The sequence below is a fragment of the Sanguibacter sp. TS_SC_8 genome (assembly GCF_055361235.1).
On the sequence record NZ_CM143955.1, the window covers coordinates 3,872,051 to 3,887,317 of the forward strand.

The window sequence follows — 15,267 nt, forward strand, 5'->3', positions numbered from 1 at the left end:
CAAGGCTCCCCTCCCAGGGCGGCCCGCAGACCCGCCCGGCACCTAGATCAGGGCGCGCCTCTCGATCTGCTCGTAGGTCCGCTCGGCGTCCAGGCTCTTCGCCCACCCGACCGCCGCGCCCGCGCTCAACGAGCGCTGGACGTCGAGCACCCGCTGGTTGCGGCTGCCCCGGAACTGCAGGCTGAGGTCGCGCTGGGACAGCTCGAACCGGCCGTCCACGAGGACGTCGACCTGGTTGAGCAGGGTGAGCTTGTCAGGGCTCTCGAGCAGGAGCTCCTCGAAGGTGTACCCGGTCCAGGACCACACGTCCTTGGTGTCGCCGAGCTCGGCTCGGACCCGCGTGACGAGCGCGAGGCACACCTCGGTGTTGAGGAACGGCTCCCCCCCGAGCAGCGTGAGCCCCTGGACGTAGTCCTTGGACAGGTCCGCGATGATCCGGTCCTCGAGCTCACGGGTGTAGGGCTGGCCGTACCGGAAGCTCCAGAGCGCCTCGTTGAAGCAGCCCACGCAGGCGAAGGGGCACCCGCTCACGTAGAGGCTGCACCGCACCCCTTCGCCGTCGACGAAGACGTCGGGCTTGTAGTCGGCGACGTGGTGCTGGCTCAGCTTCTCCGAGAGCCACTGCCCCGGACGGGGGTCAGGCACGGCCTGCCTGCCCGACGCCGGTGCTGGCGGCCGGGCTGCCGGCGTCGGGCACGGGGTCCCCGCCTGCGAGAGTTCCCACGGCGCCCGGCATGTGCTTGACCCGGGAGGCGATCTCGCTGTGGCGCCCGTGCACCATGGGGCGCGCCTGGGGGTTGCCCAGGTACCCGCAGGTCCGCTTGACCACGTCGCAGGTCGCCGGGTTGGCGTTGCCGCACTCGGGGCACTCGAAACCGCGAGCTGTCGCGTCGAAGTCGCCGCTGTACCCGCACTCGTAGCACCGGTCGATCGGGGTGTTCGTGCCCAGGTAGCCCACCCGGTCGTAGGCGAAGTCCCACACCGCGCCGAGGGCGGCCGGGTTCTGCTGGAGGATCGGGTACTCGCAGTAGTGGATGAATCCACCGGAGGAGTGCTGGGGGTAGTCCTTCTCGAACTCGAGCTTCTCGAAGGGGGTGGGGCTCTTGCGCACGTCATAGTGGAAGGAGTTCGTGTAGTAGTCCTTGTCGGTGATGTCGGGGACCGACCCGAACTTCGCCTTGTCGAGCCGGCAGAAGCGATCGGTGAGGGACTCGCTCGGCGTCGCGTAGACGGAGAACTGGTAGTGGTGCTCACGCGTCCAGGCCGCTGCGCTGCGCTGCAGCTCGCGGAGGATGTCCAGGGTGAACTCCTTGGCCTCGGGGTCGTTCTCCCAGGCCCCGCCGTAGAAGGCCGCCGCGACCTCGTAGAGGCCGATGTAGCCGAGGGAGACCGTCGCGCGGCCGTCCTTGAAGAGGGTGTTCACCGGGTCGGTGGGCGCCAGACGCTGCCCGAAGGCACCGAAGATGTAGAGGATCGGCGCGTTCGTCGCGGTCGCCTCCGCGCACCGCTCGATCCGGTAGAGCAGCGCGTCACGGGTGGTGCTGAGCCGTTCGTCGAGGATGCTCCAGAACGTCTCCTTGCTCCCGCGCGCCTCGAGCGCGATCCGCGGCAGGTTGAGGGTCACCACCCCGAGGTTCATCCGCCCCTCGGAGATGTCGTTGCCCTCCGCGTCCTGCCAGCCCTGCAGGAAGGACCGGCACCCCATCGGGACCTTGAAGCTGCCGGTGAGCTCGACGAGCTTGTCGTAGTTGAGCACGTCGGGGTACATCCGCTTGGTCGCGCACTCGAGCGCGAGCTCCTTGATGTCGTAGTTCGGGTCGGTCGGGTCGAGGTTGAGCCCGCGGCGCAGGGTGAAGATGAGCTTGGGGAAGATCGCCGTGCGCTTCTCGCTGCCGAGGCCGTCGATGCGGATGGCGAGGATCGCCTTCTGGATCTCCCGCTCGAACCAGTCGGTGCCCAGGCCGAAGCCCAGCGAGGTGAAAGGCGTCTGCCCGTTGGACGTGAACAGCGTGTTGATCTCGTACTCGAGGCTCTGCATCGCGTCGTAGATGTCCTTGCGGGTCTTCTCCTCGGCGTAGCCGTGGTGGGCGGCCTCGTCGGAGATCCAGCGCCGGGCGTCGACGAGGTGCTTGTCGAAGTTCTTGCGCGCATACGGCGCCAGCAGCTCGTCGATCCGGTTGGCCGAGCACCCCCCGTACTGGCTGGAGGCGACGTTGGCGATGATCTGCGCGATCTGCGCGGTCGCGGTCTGGATCGACCGCGGCGGCTCGACCTCGGCGTTGCCGATCCGGAAGCCCTGGCTGAGCATGGTCGGGAAGTCGATCAGGCAGCAGTTGGTCATCGGTGCATAGGGGTGGTAGTCCATGTCGTGATAGTGGATGTCCCCCTTCTGGTGCGCGTTCGCCACGTGGGAGGGCAGCATCTTCAGGCCGATCGCCTTGCCCACCGCCCCGGCGGTGAGGTCCCGCTGGGTGTTGAAGACGTCGCTGTCCTTGTTGGCGTTCTCGTTGACGACCGCCTGGTCCTTGCCGATGAGCTTGAGGATCGAGTGGTCGATGTCGGTCGCCTTGCTCCGGGCGAAGTCCCGCTGGGTCCGGTAGCTGATGTAGGCCTCGGCGACGTCGTACTCCTTGCTGTCCAGCAGCACGTGCTCGACGACGTTCTGGATCTCGTAGATCTTCACGTCGACCGTGAAGCGTTCGCCGATCTCCTTGGTGATGCGGGCCACCAGGTGGGTCAGCGTGCGGTGCATGAGCGGGTCGAGCTCCCCGTGCACGTCGGTGAAGGCCTTGGCGAGCGCCGCGTAGATCCGTGAGTCGTCGAACTCGAGGCGGCGGCCGTCGCGCTTGGCGACCATCATTCCGGTACGGCCCGCACGCAGGGCCGGCAGGGCGGAGGGTGTGTTCTTCACGAGGACAGGGCTCCTTGAGGCGATGGCGATGTGCCAGATCGCCACCACAGGCGTCCGACACCCATATGTAGTGTTCATTGCAGAATCGCAACACTACATATGGTGGCCGTCGCGCCATTGGGCCTTTGGTCCCGGACACCGGGGATCAGGCCGCAGCACGAGGGCCGACGCTCGCCCCGGCGGGCGGGGTTGCGTTGGGCTCTGCGTGGGCTCTGCGTGGGCTCTGCCGCCGTCGGGACGGTCGGTGGGGAGAACTGCCCTCCCCCGCCGAGCCGCAGGACTTTTGGGTGTCGGCTGTGAAACAGTGCTCGCGGAACGTTTTCACCACCGGGTTTACCCCGGGACACTGAGAGAGAGATACGGATGCGCAGGAAACCCCTGGCTTGGGTTGCAGGAGCGGCCCTGTTCGTGTTGGCGCTGGCCGGTTGCGGCAAGGTCACCACGGACATGGCAGTGAACGACGACGGCACCTACGACATGGCACTCATCATGGCGGCGTCCGAGACCGAGCTCGCGACGGCCGGACAGACACCAGAGTCGTTCATCGCCCTCATGAACGAGCAGTTCGCCCTGCAGCCCGGCATCGAGGCCTTCGTCGTCGCCGACTACCAGGCGGACGGCTTCGCCGGTGTCGAGATCACCGGCTCCGACATCCCCGGGGACGACGTCGGCATGTTCGGTCGTGGGGTCTTCACCGCAGACTCCGACGGTGTGTACTTCGATCTGCAGTACCCCATCACGATGGTGACGTCGACCTTCACGCCCGAGCAGACCGATCTCATCGAGATCACCACCACCGTGACCTTCCCCGGTGAGGTGGTCGACCACAACGGCACGCTCATCGACGACTACACCGTCGAGTGGTCCGGCAACGGCTCATCCGACCTCGACTACACCGCGTCCTCCGTACTCTCCGGCGGAGCGGCAGAGCCGACCGACGAGGCCACGGACGAGGCGACCGAGGAAGCCACCGAAGAGGCCACGGACGAGGCCACCGACGAGGCGACGGATTCCGCTGCCGACTCTGACGAGAAGGACGACGACGGAGCCGGCTGGATCCTGCCGGTCGGCATCGGTCTCGCCGTGCTCGCCATCATCGGCGTGGTCACCTGGCTCATCCTGCGCAACCGCAAGTCCGGTGCACAGGGCGGACCGGGCGCTCCCGGCGCCTACAACGCGTCGCAGCCGTGGGGCCAGCCGGGCCAGCAGGGACCGGGCGCTCCCGGTGCGCCGCAGCAGGGCCAGCAGGGCCAGCAGTGGGGACAGCCGCAGGCGCCCCAGCAGGGCCAGCCGGGTCAGCAGTGGGGACAGCCGCAGGCACCTCAGCAGGGCCAGCCGGGCCAGGCACCCCAGCAGTGGGGTCAGCCCCAGCAGCCGGGCCAGGCACCTCAGCAGGGCCAGCCGGGCCAGGCACCCCAGCAGTGGGGACAGCCGCAGGCGCCCCAGCAGGGCCAGCCCGGCCAGTCCCCCCAGCAGGGTCAGCCTGAGCCGCCTCAGTGGGGCAAGCCGTAAGCAGTCCTCGCGGACCGCGCCGCCCGTGAGGGCCGTGACCGCACACCCGAGTGGCCCGTCGCATGCGACGGGCCACTCGGTCGTTGGTGCCCCTCTCCCCGGGGCTCCACCCGGCACGCTGGGGCTCCACCCGCCACACTGGGGTTCGCACACCTTCTGCACCCTTGAACCGCTGCCGTCTGGAGCCACCGCCATGGACCCCCGCACCCCACCCGGACACGAGGTCGTCTGGGAGCCTGATCTCCTCGGCGACGACTGGGTGGCTCGCACCCTCCAGCTGGCCCCCGACGAGGAGGGCGACGTCGTCGCGACCCTCGTGCGGCGTGCCGCCGGCCCCTCCACCAGGAGAGCCGTCCTGTACGTGCACGGGTTCGTGGACTACTTCTTCCAGGCCCACATGGCCGACGCCTTCGAGGCGCACGGCTACGACTTCTACGCCCTCGACCTGCGCAAGTACGGCCGGTCGCTGCGCCCGCATCACACCCCGAACTACATCGCCCAGCTCTCCGACTACGCCGAAGAGCTGGACAAGGCTGCCCGGATCATCCGCGCCGACGAGCACCACGACGAGCTCGTCGTCGTCGGGCACTCCATGGGTGGTCTGGTCACGAGCCTGTGGGCGGATGCCCGGACCCGGCCGGGTGCGGTCCCCGTGATCGACGCCCTCGTGCTCAACAGCCCCTGGTTGGATCTCAACGAACCCTGGTTCACCCGCAACGTGGTCGCGCCGGCCGTCGACCTCCTCGGTCCGCTGCGACCCCGTCTGCAGGTCGGCGCGGTGGCCCCGTACTACGGCCGGTCCCTGCACTCCGCGACCGGAGGGGAGTGGGACTACGACCTGACCCTCAAGCCCCACGAGGGCTTCCCGGCCCGTGCCGGCTGGGTACGGGCCATCCGTCGTGGCCACGCCCGGATCGCCCGTGGTCTCGCGATCACCTGCCCTGTCCTCGTCCTGACCTCCGACGCGTCGGGGGACCCGAAGCACTGGCACCCGGCCCTGACCAGCACAGACAGCGTGCTCGACCCCGCCCAGATCCAGGCCCGCGCCCCCGGGCTCGGCGAGGACGTCACCGTCGTGGCGGTCCCGGGCGGCATGCACGACCTCTCGCTCTCCCCCGAGCCTGCCCGGTCGGCCTACTTCGCCGAGATCTTCCGCTGGCTCGCCGAACACACCCCCCGGCCAGCGACAGACCTCTGACCGCTCCCTGAACACGTCGCCGAACTCGTGAGCGACCCGGAATCCGGAGCCGGACACGGGCCTGGCTCACGAGCTCGGCGAACCTCTCACGAGCTCGGCGGACGCGCGCGGTCGGTCGGCGAGCGGGTCAGTCCTTGCGGGGGGCGGGGTTGTCGAGGCCGTGGTCGACCTCGGCTCGCGGGGTGGGCACCGCCGGCTGGAAGTGGTCGGCGGTGAGCTCGTCGACGACGAGCAGGTCGCTGCGGACCTTGCCCGTGCGGTAGCCGGCCCGGCCGACCATGTGCGCGGCCACCGGGGCGGTGAGCAGCTGGAAGATCGCGATGAGCAGGAGCATGCCGAAGACCTGCAGGTTGCGCACCCGCAGCGCCTCCCCGAGGAGCAGCAGGATGAGGCCGAGCACCTGAGGCTTGGTCCCGGCGTGCATGCGGGCCAGCAGGTCCGGGAACCGGAGCACGCCGACTCCGGCCGCGAAGGCCAGGAACGCCCCCGAGACGAGGCAGATGCCCGCCGCGACGTCAGCTACCAGGATCCAGCTCATCGCTCGCCTGCCTTCTCCGGCGGTGCGTGGCCGGTGTCGGGACGCACACCACCGGGGTACTTGGGTTCGTTGAGGTCCCGCGGGTCCTGCGCGAGCAGCGGGTGGTCGATGTCCTTGTCCTCGCGCTTGGCCTCTTCGAGGGCGATCTCCTCGACCGTGCGCACCCGGCCCTCACCCTTGGGTTCGGCCGCGGCGAACCGTGCGATCGACACCGAGCCGACGAAGCCGACCAACGACAGCACGACCAGGACCGGCAGGGTGTCCGTCCGTCCGGTCATCGCCGACTCCAGGACGATCCCGCCGACGAGGGCCGTGACGAACACGTCGAGCGCGACCGTGCGGTCGAGCATGCTCGGCCCGCGTTCCGCGCGGATGAGCGCCAGGACGGCCGCTCCCAGCAGCAGTGCGGCACTGACGATCGCGACGAAGGTCATGACGGATCCTTCCTGGTGCGATCGAGATCCTGGAGCGCCGGCTGGGCGTCCCGCTGCGCGTCGAGGGCCTTCTGGCCGCGGCGGGTCCGGGCCACCCCGGCCAGGGCGAGCTCCTCGTCCGAGGCGAGCGCCCGCAGCACCCGGGCCTCGAGGGCGTGGACGTCGTCGCGGACCTTCTCGACGCCGCCGTAGTTCTCCAAGTCGAGGACGTGGAGGTAGAGCATGCCGGTGAGGCGGTGCGCCTCGATCACGAGCGACCCCGGGACCAGGGTGCTCAGCTCGGCCACGAGGGTGAGGTAGAGGTCGGACGAGCTGCGCAGGTGCACCCCGACGACCGCTCCGCGCGGGGTGTGGCCGAAGCGGAAGGCCTGCACGCTCACCTGGATCGAGGCGCGGACCAGGTCAGCGGCGAACCGCATGAAGAGCGCAAGGACGGCGAGGGGGCGGACCCGGCCGCGGAAGCCGATGGTCGGCAGCGGCATCACGACGGTGACGACCACCGCGACGAGGGCGCCGGAGATGATGTTGCCCCAGCTCACGTTCCCCCAGAGCAGCACCCACACGACGGTGAGCCCCACGATCGCGGGCCACTGCGCGGTGAGCTTGGTCCGTCGGCGGCGAAAGGTCATGACTCTCCTCCCAGGGTCGCGTCGTCGGTGGGTTCGTCGGTGGGCACGTCGGTGGGCACGTCGGTGGGCACGTCGGTGGAGGTGGTCTCCTCGACGGTGTCCGTCGAGTCCCCCTGCCCCCGCCCGGTCGAGTCCAGGACCGCGTCGATGTAGTTCGCCGGTTCCATCATCGTCCCGGCGGCCCGGTCGGCGTAGGCGTAGAGCGGACCGGAGACCACCGTGAGCAGCAGGCCAAGGCCGACCAGGGCCGCCGTCGGGCCGACCATCGACCCGGGCAGGTGCGCCTCGGGGAGCGCCTCGGGCGGCGTCTGCCAGAACGCCTTGTTCCACGCCTTGACGATCGCGTACAGGGTCAGCAGCGAGGTCACGACGCTGCCGATGACGAGCGCGTACGCGAGCGACGTGCCCTGGGCGACGCCCGCCTGGAGCAGGCCGACCTTGCCGAGGAATCCCGACAGAGGAGGGATGCCGGAGAGGTTCATCGCCGGGATGAAGAACAGGATCGCCAGCCCGGGTGCGAGCTTGGCCAGCCCACCCAGGCGTTCGAGCGACGTCGTGCCGCCCCGGCGCTCGATGAGCCCGACGACGAGGAACAACGTCGTCTGGACGGTGATGTGGTGCGCGACGTAGAAGATCGAGGCGCCCAGCCCGGCCCGGCTGGCCAGCGCGATCCCGAAGAGCATGTAGCCGATGTGGCTGACGAGCGTGAAGGACAGCAGTCGTTTGATGTCGTTCTGGGCGACGGCACCCAGGATCCCGATGACCATCGTGGCCAGCGCGAGCCACATGAGCAGGGTGTCCAGCCGACCGTCGGGGAAGAGCAGCGTCTGGGTCCGCATGATCGCGTAGACGCCCACCTTGGTGAGCAGTCCTGCGAACACGGCCGTGACGGGCGCGGGCGCGGTCGGGTAGGAGTCCGGCAGCCAGGCCGACAGCGGGAAGATCGCCGCCTTGATCCCGAAGGCCAGCAGGAGGAGCAGCTGGAGCACGAGGGCCACGCTCGGGTCGATCTCGGGCAGGCGCTGGGCGAGCTGGGCCAGGTTCACGGTGCCCGTGGCCGCGTAGACCAGCGCGATCGCCACGAGGAAGATCAGCGAGGACAGCAGCGCGACCACGACGTAGATGGACCCGGCACGGATCCGCTCGCCCGTGCCACCCAGGGTGAGCAGCACGTAGCTCGCCGCGAGCAGGATCTCGAAGCCGACGTAGAGGTTGAAGAGGTCGCCGGCGAGGAAGGCGTTCGAGACGCCGGCCGCCAGCACCAGATAGGTCGGGTGGTAGATGGAGACCGGTGCGGCCTCGTCCCCGTCGGTGATGCCCTGACCGAGGGAGTACAGGAGCACGCAGAGCAGCACCGTGCTCGAGACGGTGAGCATGAGCGAGGAGAGCCGGTCGGCGACCAGGTCGATGCCCACCGGAGCGGCCCAGCCGCCGATGTCGACGACGACCGGGCCGGAGTCGGCCAGGACCAGCAGCGCAGCGCCGGCCACGACCATGAGGGAGAGCGCGACGACGGAGATGATCCGCTGGGCGCGCGGGTGCCGGTACAGGGCCAGGGTCAGCCCCGCGGCGAACAGAGGCATGACGACGGGCAGCGGCACGAGCCAGGTGAACTCACTCATCCGACACCGCTCCCGGTCTCGTCGCGAGCCTCGGCGGCCTGTTCGTCAATGGTCTCGGTGTCCTCGATCGAGTCGTTGTCGTTGTACGACGGTGCGTTCTTCGCCGCGAGACGCACGATGCGGCGGTCTTCGAGGTCGTCCTGCACCTCGTCGTGGCCGTGCAGCTGCCAGGACCGGTAGGCCATGGCGAGGACGAAGGCGGTCAGGGCGAGCGTGATGACGATCGCGGTGAGCACCATCGCCTGGGGCAGCGGGTCGCTCATCTCCTCCGGGGGCGTGTGTCCGATGATCGGCGGGCCGCCGGCCCGTCCGCCGGAGACGAGGAAGAGGAGGTTCACGCCGTTGCCGATGAGGATGAAGCCGATGAGGACGCGCGTGAGGCTGCGCTCCAGGAGCAGGTAGACGCCGGTGATGAAGAGGGCGCCGATCGCGACCACGAGGACGACGCTGGGGCTCATGTCGATCATGGCTGGCTCCCTTCGTCGGAGCGGGGCGGGACGGAGCTCGGCGGGACGGGGGTCGGTGGGACGGAGCTCGGCGGGTCGGGGGTCGTCGTGGTCGCCATGATCGAGGCCCCTTTCTCAGCCGCAGGCGCGCCCGCGGCGAACAAGGAGGACTCCGGGAGCGCGATGTCGATCTGGCGGTCGATCTCCGCGCCGAGCGAGCGCAGGATGTCCAGGATCAGGCCGATCACCACGAGGAACACCCCGAGGTCGAAGAACAGCGAGGTGACCAGCTTGACGTGGCCGAAGGCCGGCAGGTTGACCTGGACGATGACGCTCTGCAGCACCTCGCCCCCGAGGATCAGCGCGCCGAGCCCCACCCCGGCGGAGAGGAAGAGTCCCGTCCCGAGCAGCAGACCCGGCTGCACCGGGAGCGCCTCGCCGAGCTCGTACCGTCCGCCCGCGAGGTACCGGACGATGAGCGCGATGCCGACGACGATCCCGGCCGCGAAGCCGCCTCCGGGCGCGTTGTGCCCGGAGAAGAGCAGGAACACCGCGAAGACGATCATCGAGTGGAAGAGCAGCCGGGTGACCACCTCGAAGATCACCGACCGACGCAGCGGTGCGAGCGTCTTGCCCCCGGGCAGCCAGGACCGCTGACGCTGTGGCGTGGCCGACTTCCCGGCGTCGGCCACGGTGGACGTCGACCCGGCCGCTGCCAGCGCCACCGCTGTCGCCCGGCCCTTGAAGTGCGCGGGGACCCCGGCCTGGGCGTCCGCCTCGGTCTGGGACGCCCACACCCGGTAGGTCTTCATCGTGTCGTTGGTGATGTTCTGGGCCCGGAAGATCTCCCCGCCGCGGCGGCTGAGGAAGATGAGGGAGGCGACGCCGGTCGCCGCGACGAGCAGGACCGAGATCTCCCCCATCGTGTCCCACGCGCGGATGTCGACGAGGGTGACGTTGACGATGTTCTTGCCGCCGCCGAACTCGTAGGCCTCCTCGGGGAACTTCGCCGAGACGGCCTCGTGCATCCGGGCGCCCGGGATCACCAGGGCGAACCCCATGACCACGAAGCCCACGACCACGGCGATGGCGAGCCGGACCCACCGGCTCAGGGCGAGGGGGCGGTCGGAGAAGTACGGCGGGAGCCGGCGCAGCACCAGGACCATGATCACGAGGGTCACGGTCTCCACGAGCACCTGGGTCAGGGCGAGGTCCGGGGCTCCGTGCAGGAGGAAGAGGAAGGCGACCGAGTACCCGGCGAAACCCATGAGCAGGACCGCCTTGAGCCGCCGCCGGGAGCGTGCGGCCAGGATCACGGCGACGACGATGATGAGGACCGGGGCCACCTGCGCGGCGCTGTCCCAGAGCCGGACCCGCTCGGGCAGCGAGGTCTGGGTGAGCAGCACCCCGCCGGGCCCGATCACCAGGACGATGAGGATCGCGCCGAGGTAGAAGGGCAGGGAACCGCGCTGGGTGAGGGCGGTGACGTCGGCCGCGAAGTCGTCGAGCAGGCGCATGAACCGCCGGTAGACACGGTCCGCCTCGACCGGGTGGGGCAGCGAGGCCTGGAAGCGCTCGACCCTGCGGCGCCGCCAGAACGCCGCCGCGCCCAGGCCGAGGATCGCCACCGTCAGCAGCAGCGCGGGGCCGACGCCGCCCCACAGGGTCAGGTGTCCCGGCTCACCCACGCCGTAGGTCTCGGCGTACGGGGACAGCAACCGCTCCCCCACGCTCGGGGCGACCGCGGTGACCACTCCCAGCAGCGCCAGGACGAGGGCCGGGCCGACGAGCAGCGGCGGCTGCTTCTTGATCTGCGCCGGGTCGATCATGGCCGTCTCGACCTCGTGCCCGTCGACCGTCCACGGGATGATCGGGATCGCCGGGGTCTCCTTCTTCGTCGCGAAGGCTCCCCAGACGAAGCGCAGACCGTAGGCCACCGTGAGCAGCGAGCCGACCGCGACCGCCGCCACGACCAGGGTGGACACCCAGGCCGGGCCCACCGGGACGCCGTCGTGCACGAGGGCCTCCAGGGCTGCCTCCTTGGCGACGTAGCCGGCGAGCGGGGGGAAGCCGATCATGGACGCGGTCGCCAGCACGCCCGCGACCGCGGTGAGCGGCAGGGCCCGGCCCACCCCGTTGAGGCGACGCAGGTCACGGGTGCCGGTGGCGGCGTCGACGATGCCGACGGTGAGGAAGAGCGCCGCCTTGAACATCGCGTGCGCGCCGATCATCGCGAGGCCGGCGAGCGCCGCCGCCTGGGTGCCCAGGCCCACCAGGAGCACGATCAGGCCCAGCTGGGACACGGTCCCGTAGGCGAGGATGAGCTTGAGGTCGTGCTGGCGCAGCGCGCGGTAGCCACCGAGCAGCAGCGTGCCGCAGCCGAGGACGATGACGATCGTGACCCACACGGACAGGTGGGAGTAGGCGGGAGCGAAGCGGGCGACGAGGTAGACACCGGCCTTGACCATCGCGGCGGCGTGCAGGTACGCGCTGACCGGGGTCGGGGCGGCCATCGCTGCGGGCAGCCAGAAGTGCGTCGGGATGAGCGCGGCCTTGGTCGCCGCGCCCACCAGCAGGCACACGGCTGCGGCGGTGACGGCGGCGCCCTGCGGCGGGTTCGCCATGAGCCCGGAGAGGCTGTAGCCGGTCGCAGCGGTCTGGCCGAGGATGACCACGCCGACGAGCATCGCCAGGCCACCGGCGGTGGTGACGATGATCGCCTGCATAGCGGCCCGGCGGCTCGCCTTGCGCTCGTGGTAGTGGCCGATGAGCAGGTAGGAGAAGACGGTCGTCAGCTCCCAGCAGATGAACATCAGCAGCATGTCGTCGGCGGTGACCAGGCCGACCATCGCGCCGGCGAAGGCCGTGAGGATCCCGCCGAACTTGCGCAGCCCCGACGCCGCCGCCGCGAAGTACGCCGAGCAGTAGACGAGCACGAGGGCGCCGACGCCGCCGACCAGCAGCAGCATGAGCCACGTCAGGGTGTCCATGCGGAAGGACAGGCTCAGGCCGATGGTGGGGATCCACTCGATCACCTGGGTGGGGTGCTCACCGTTCATCACGCGGCCCGTCCAGCTCAGGGCGTAGACGAAGGCGGAGGCGGGCGCGAGTGCCATGACGAGGAAGGCGCGGCGGCCCATCCAGGAGACCAGTGCGGGCGCAGCTAGTGCCAAGACAGCGTGGGCAACGAGCAAGAGAAGCACGTCCGCTCCGTCCTGTTTGGGGGCGGTGGTCGGTCAGTTCTGGCCAGGACGACGCCGATCGAGGCACGCGCGCACGGCTGACTAGCGGGTGAAGTTGTGTGGTCAGGAGTTTATCAACAGTCGCGGACCAGGCGGGCCACGGGAACCGGGGCTAGACGTCCTCGGGGTCGACGAGGAAGTCGTCCTGGTCGGAGACCTCCCCGCCGACCGCGGCGAAGATGGCCCGGGCCAGCTGAGCCACGACCCCGGTGGCCCGGGTCCGGGAGAGGCGATGGTCGAAGGACGGGATCTCCCGCTGCCAGTCGACGAGGTCGACGGGGGACCAGCGCACCTCGTAGGTCACCGCACCCTGCTCGGCCCACTCCAGGCCGCGGAGCACGACGGGAGGCGTGTCGATCCCGCCCACCTCGACCGAGACGATGCCGTCCCCGCCCAGGTCCACCTCGACCGCGTAGCTGCTCAAGGTCTGCGGGCCGCTCAGCACCTCGATGTCGAAGGCGTCCGCGCGGGCGTGGAGCGCGTACAGCTCGTCGGGGGTCAAGGTCGAGCCCTCGAACGCGGGGACCTGGCCCGCGGTGGGCGGGGGTCCCCCCCACGGTTGGCCGGAGCTGGCCAGGTGGGCACCGGCATGGGCGTCCTGGCACACACGCTCGGCCGCGGACGGGTCGAGCCACACGTCGGAGTAGACGGTCAGGTCGACCGAGACCGCCGGGTCCGGGGACATCATGGTCCGCGCACCGGGGGTCACCTCGAAAGACACCGACCCGCCGAGCCGGCGACCGACCGCGACCAACCAGCAGGCGACCCGCCACTCACTCCGGACGGGCAGGCCGTCCGCGAAGACCCGACCGAGACCGTCGCGGTCTCCGCCCGGATAGGGCACCGCGCCGCGCTCACGCGGGCACACGACGTCGTACACCATCTGGACGTCGGGGGTGAAGCCGAGCGGGGATCCGTCCTCGGCGCGGGGGGCGTAGGGCCCCGACAGGAGGATGTGGCGGGAGACCCGCAGCACCCCGGGGAGCAGGCGACCACCGGTGGCCGTCCGCTCCTCGACGGGTGGGACCTCCCACGCGGCGGCCGGGAACCGGGCCAGGGCGAGCGTCTCCACCTCGGACGGATCGACGTCGTCGCCCACCCCGATGAGGTGGCGGGCGCGGGGGCCGGCGCCCGGCAGCGGGGACACGGTCGGCAGCGGGGTCAGCTCGACGGCGTCAGGGAAGATGGGCATGGCGCTCAGATGTCGGTGCGGTGGAAGTTCTGCCACGAGCGCGACGCCGTCGGGCCGCGCTGGCCCTGGTACCGCGAGCCGTACCGATCGGAGCCGTAGGGGTGCTCGGCCGGGGAGGACAACCGGAAGAAGCACAGCTGGCCGATCTTCATCCCGGGCCACAGCAGGATCGGCAGCGTCGCGACGTTGCTCAGCTCGAGGGTCACGTGCCCGGAGAACCCCGGGTCGATGAAGCCGGCCGTGGAGTGGGTCAGCAGGCCGAGGCGGCCCAGGGACGACTTCCCCTCCAGGCGCGCGGCGACGTCGTCGGGCAGGGTGACGGCCTCGAAGGTCGAGCCGAGCACGAACTCCCCCGGGTGCAGGATGAACGGGTCGCCGGGCTCGGCCTCGACGCTGCGGGTGAGGTCAGGCTGCTCGGCGGCCGGGTCGATGAAGGGGTACTTGTGGTTGTCGAACAGCCGGAAGAACTTGTCGAGCCGGACGTCGATGCTCGACGGCTGGATCATCTCCGGCGCATAGGGCTCGAGACGGACACGGCCGAGGTTGAGTTCTTCGCGGATGTCGCGGTCGGAGAGCAGCACCAGCCCACGGTAGCGGATCGAGGGCTGGTGCCCGGCACGGGGTCGGTCAGTCGCGGAGCGGACGACCGCTCGCGTCACGGGAGTAGTTCCCGGTCTTGTCGGTGAGGTAGAGGATTCCCTCGACCAAGCCCCAGATCGACGTGACCGGGGACAGGATCCCGAAGGAGAGCACCGTCAGGAGCACCATCGTGATGCCGACGCCGGTGTACCCGAGGTAGAACCGGTGGACGCCGAACACCCCGAGGAAGATCCCGAGCAGGCCTGCGGCCAGGCGCGACTTCGCGTACGGGTCGACGGGAGCCCACGGGGATCCGGGCGGCGGGTAGGGACCCTGGGCCGGGTAGCCGCCTTGGGCGGGGTAGCCGCTCTGCGCGGGGTAGCCGCCTTGGGCGGGGTAGCCGCTCTGCGCGGGGTAGCCGCTCTGCGCGGGGTAGCCGCCTTGGGCGGGGTAGCCGCCGGGGGGCGGGTAGCTCCCCTGGTCGGGAGCGGACTGAGCGCCCGCGTTCTGGCCCTGGAAGCTCGAGGACTGGCCCGGGCCGTCGCCGGAGTAGGGGTTCTGCGTCCGGGGCGAGTCGTCAGCGTCTCCGTACTGCGGGGCGCCGTACGGAGAGCTGCCGGAGGGCTGTCCGTCGAAGGCCTTGCGCAGCCACTCGGGCTGTTCCGGATCGGAGCCCACAGGGGTTTCTCCGTAGCCTGGCGTCGTACTCACTTCGCACGCTCCCGTCGTATGGGTATGATCGTCTACGCACACAGGTTACGCAGTCCTGTGACGTGCGGATGTAGTTCAATGGTAGAACTCGACCTTCCCAAGGTCGTAGCGCGGGTTCGATTCCCGTCATCCGCTCCACAACGCCAGGCCAGGTCCGAGATCTTCACCCGGACCTGGCCTTCTGCGTTCCCGGGTCCGGGGCTCCTGGGCCTGTGTTCCTGGGTCCAGGGCCCCGCTCCTGGGCTCCTGGGCC

Annotated in this window: 13 protein-coding genes and 1 tRNA gene; 3 read left to right on the forward strand and 11 right to left on the reverse strand. The window is 70.1% G+C overall.

What is annotated here, in order from left to right; genetic code table 11:
- Positions 1 to 42: 42 nt before the first annotated feature.
- Both nrdG and nrdD read right to left on the reverse strand, forming a co-directional pair.
- Positions 43 to 645, reverse strand: a complete 603-nt coding sequence (gene nrdG / locus ACWA15_RS17435; RefSeq protein ID WP_464056852.1) for an anaerobic ribonucleoside-triphosphate reductase activating protein — start codon at positions 643 to 645, stop codon at positions 43 to 45.
- Positions 638 to 2,911: an anaerobic ribonucleoside-triphosphate reductase gene (gene nrdD, locus ACWA15_RS17440; RefSeq protein WP_464056853.1), complete on the reverse strand. Its 2,274-nt coding sequence runs from the start codon at positions 2,909 to 2,911 to the stop codon at positions 638 to 640. The genes nrdG and nrdD overlap by 8 nt, the downstream gene beginning before the upstream one ends.
- Before the next feature lie 447 nt (positions 2,912 to 3,358).
- On the opposite strand from nrdD, the gene ACWA15_RS17445 reads away from it, so the two are divergent.
- Together ACWA15_RS17445 and ACWA15_RS17450 are read left to right on the forward strand one after the other, a co-directional pair.
- Positions 3,359 to 4,423, forward strand: coding sequence for an LppM family (lipo)protein (locus tag ACWA15_RS17445; protein ID WP_464056855.1), 1,065 nt, complete (start codon positions 3,359 to 3,361; stop codon positions 4,421 to 4,423).
- Between the two features lie 193 nt (positions 4,424 to 4,616).
- Positions 4,617 to 5,621: an alpha/beta hydrolase gene (locus tag ACWA15_RS17450; protein WP_464056856.1), complete on the forward strand. Its 1,005-nt coding sequence runs from the start codon at positions 4,617 to 4,619 to the stop codon at positions 5,619 to 5,621.
- A gap of 127 nt (positions 5,622 to 5,748) precedes the next feature.
- On the opposite strand, the gene mnhG is transcribed toward ACWA15_RS17450, so the two are convergent.
- From mnhG to ACWA15_RS17495, 9 genes are all read right to left on the reverse strand, one after another.
- Complete coding sequence (mnhG, locus tag ACWA15_RS17455) at positions 5,749 to 6,159, reverse strand: monovalent cation/H(+) antiporter subunit G (protein WP_464056857.1); 411 nt, start codon at positions 6,157 to 6,159, stop codon at positions 5,749 to 5,751.
- Positions 6,156 to 6,593 (reverse strand): MrpF/PhaF family protein, encoded by a 438-nt coding sequence (locus ACWA15_RS17460; RefSeq protein ID WP_464056859.1) that lies wholly within the window; start codon positions 6,591 to 6,593, stop codon positions 6,156 to 6,158. The genes mnhG and ACWA15_RS17460 overlap by 4 nt, the downstream gene beginning before the upstream one ends.
- On the reverse strand, positions 6,590 to 7,222 hold the full coding sequence (locus ACWA15_RS17465; protein WP_464056861.1) for a Na+/H+ antiporter subunit E: 633 nt from the start codon (positions 7,220 to 7,222) through the stop codon (positions 6,590 to 6,592). The genes ACWA15_RS17460 and ACWA15_RS17465 overlap by 4 nt, the downstream gene beginning before the upstream one ends.
- Entirely contained in the window at positions 7,219 to 8,844 is a 1,626-nt protein-coding gene (locus ACWA15_RS17470) for a Na+/H+ antiporter subunit D (protein WP_464056863.1), read from the reverse strand. The genes ACWA15_RS17465 and ACWA15_RS17470 overlap by 4 nt, the downstream gene beginning before the upstream one ends.
- Positions 8,841 to 9,311 (reverse strand): Na(+)/H(+) antiporter subunit C, encoded by a 471-nt coding sequence (locus tag ACWA15_RS17475; RefSeq protein WP_464056864.1) that lies wholly within the window; start codon positions 9,309 to 9,311, stop codon positions 8,841 to 8,843. Before ACWA15_RS17475 ends, ACWA15_RS17470 begins: the two co-directional genes overlap by 4 nt.
- Entirely contained in the window at positions 9,308 to 12,493 is a 3,186-nt protein-coding gene (locus ACWA15_RS17480; RefSeq protein WP_464056865.1) for a Na+/H+ antiporter subunit A, read from the reverse strand. Before ACWA15_RS17480 ends, ACWA15_RS17475 begins: the two co-directional genes overlap by 4 nt.
- A gap of 151 nt (positions 12,494 to 12,644) precedes the next feature.
- Entirely contained in the window at positions 12,645 to 13,724 is a 1,080-nt protein-coding gene (locus tag ACWA15_RS17485) for a hypothetical protein (RefSeq protein WP_464056866.1), read from the reverse strand.
- Positions 13,725 to 13,729: 5 nt separating this feature from the next.
- A complete protein-coding gene (gene dcd / locus ACWA15_RS17490) occupies positions 13,730 to 14,305 on the reverse strand; it encodes a dCTP deaminase (protein ID WP_464056867.1) in 576 nt (191 codons plus the stop codon).
- A 46-nt stretch (positions 14,306 to 14,351) separates the two neighbouring features.
- Positions 14,352 to 14,981: a TM2 domain-containing protein gene (locus ACWA15_RS17495; protein WP_464056869.1), complete on the reverse strand. Its 630-nt coding sequence runs from the start codon at positions 14,979 to 14,981 to the stop codon at positions 14,352 to 14,354.
- A 97-nt stretch (positions 14,982 to 15,078) separates the two neighbouring features.
- Here ACWA15_RS17495 and ACWA15_RS17500 point away from each other — a divergent pair.
- A tRNA-Gly gene (locus ACWA15_RS17500) sits at positions 15,079 to 15,152 on the forward strand.
- Positions 15,153 to 15,267: the final 115 nt, after the last annotated feature.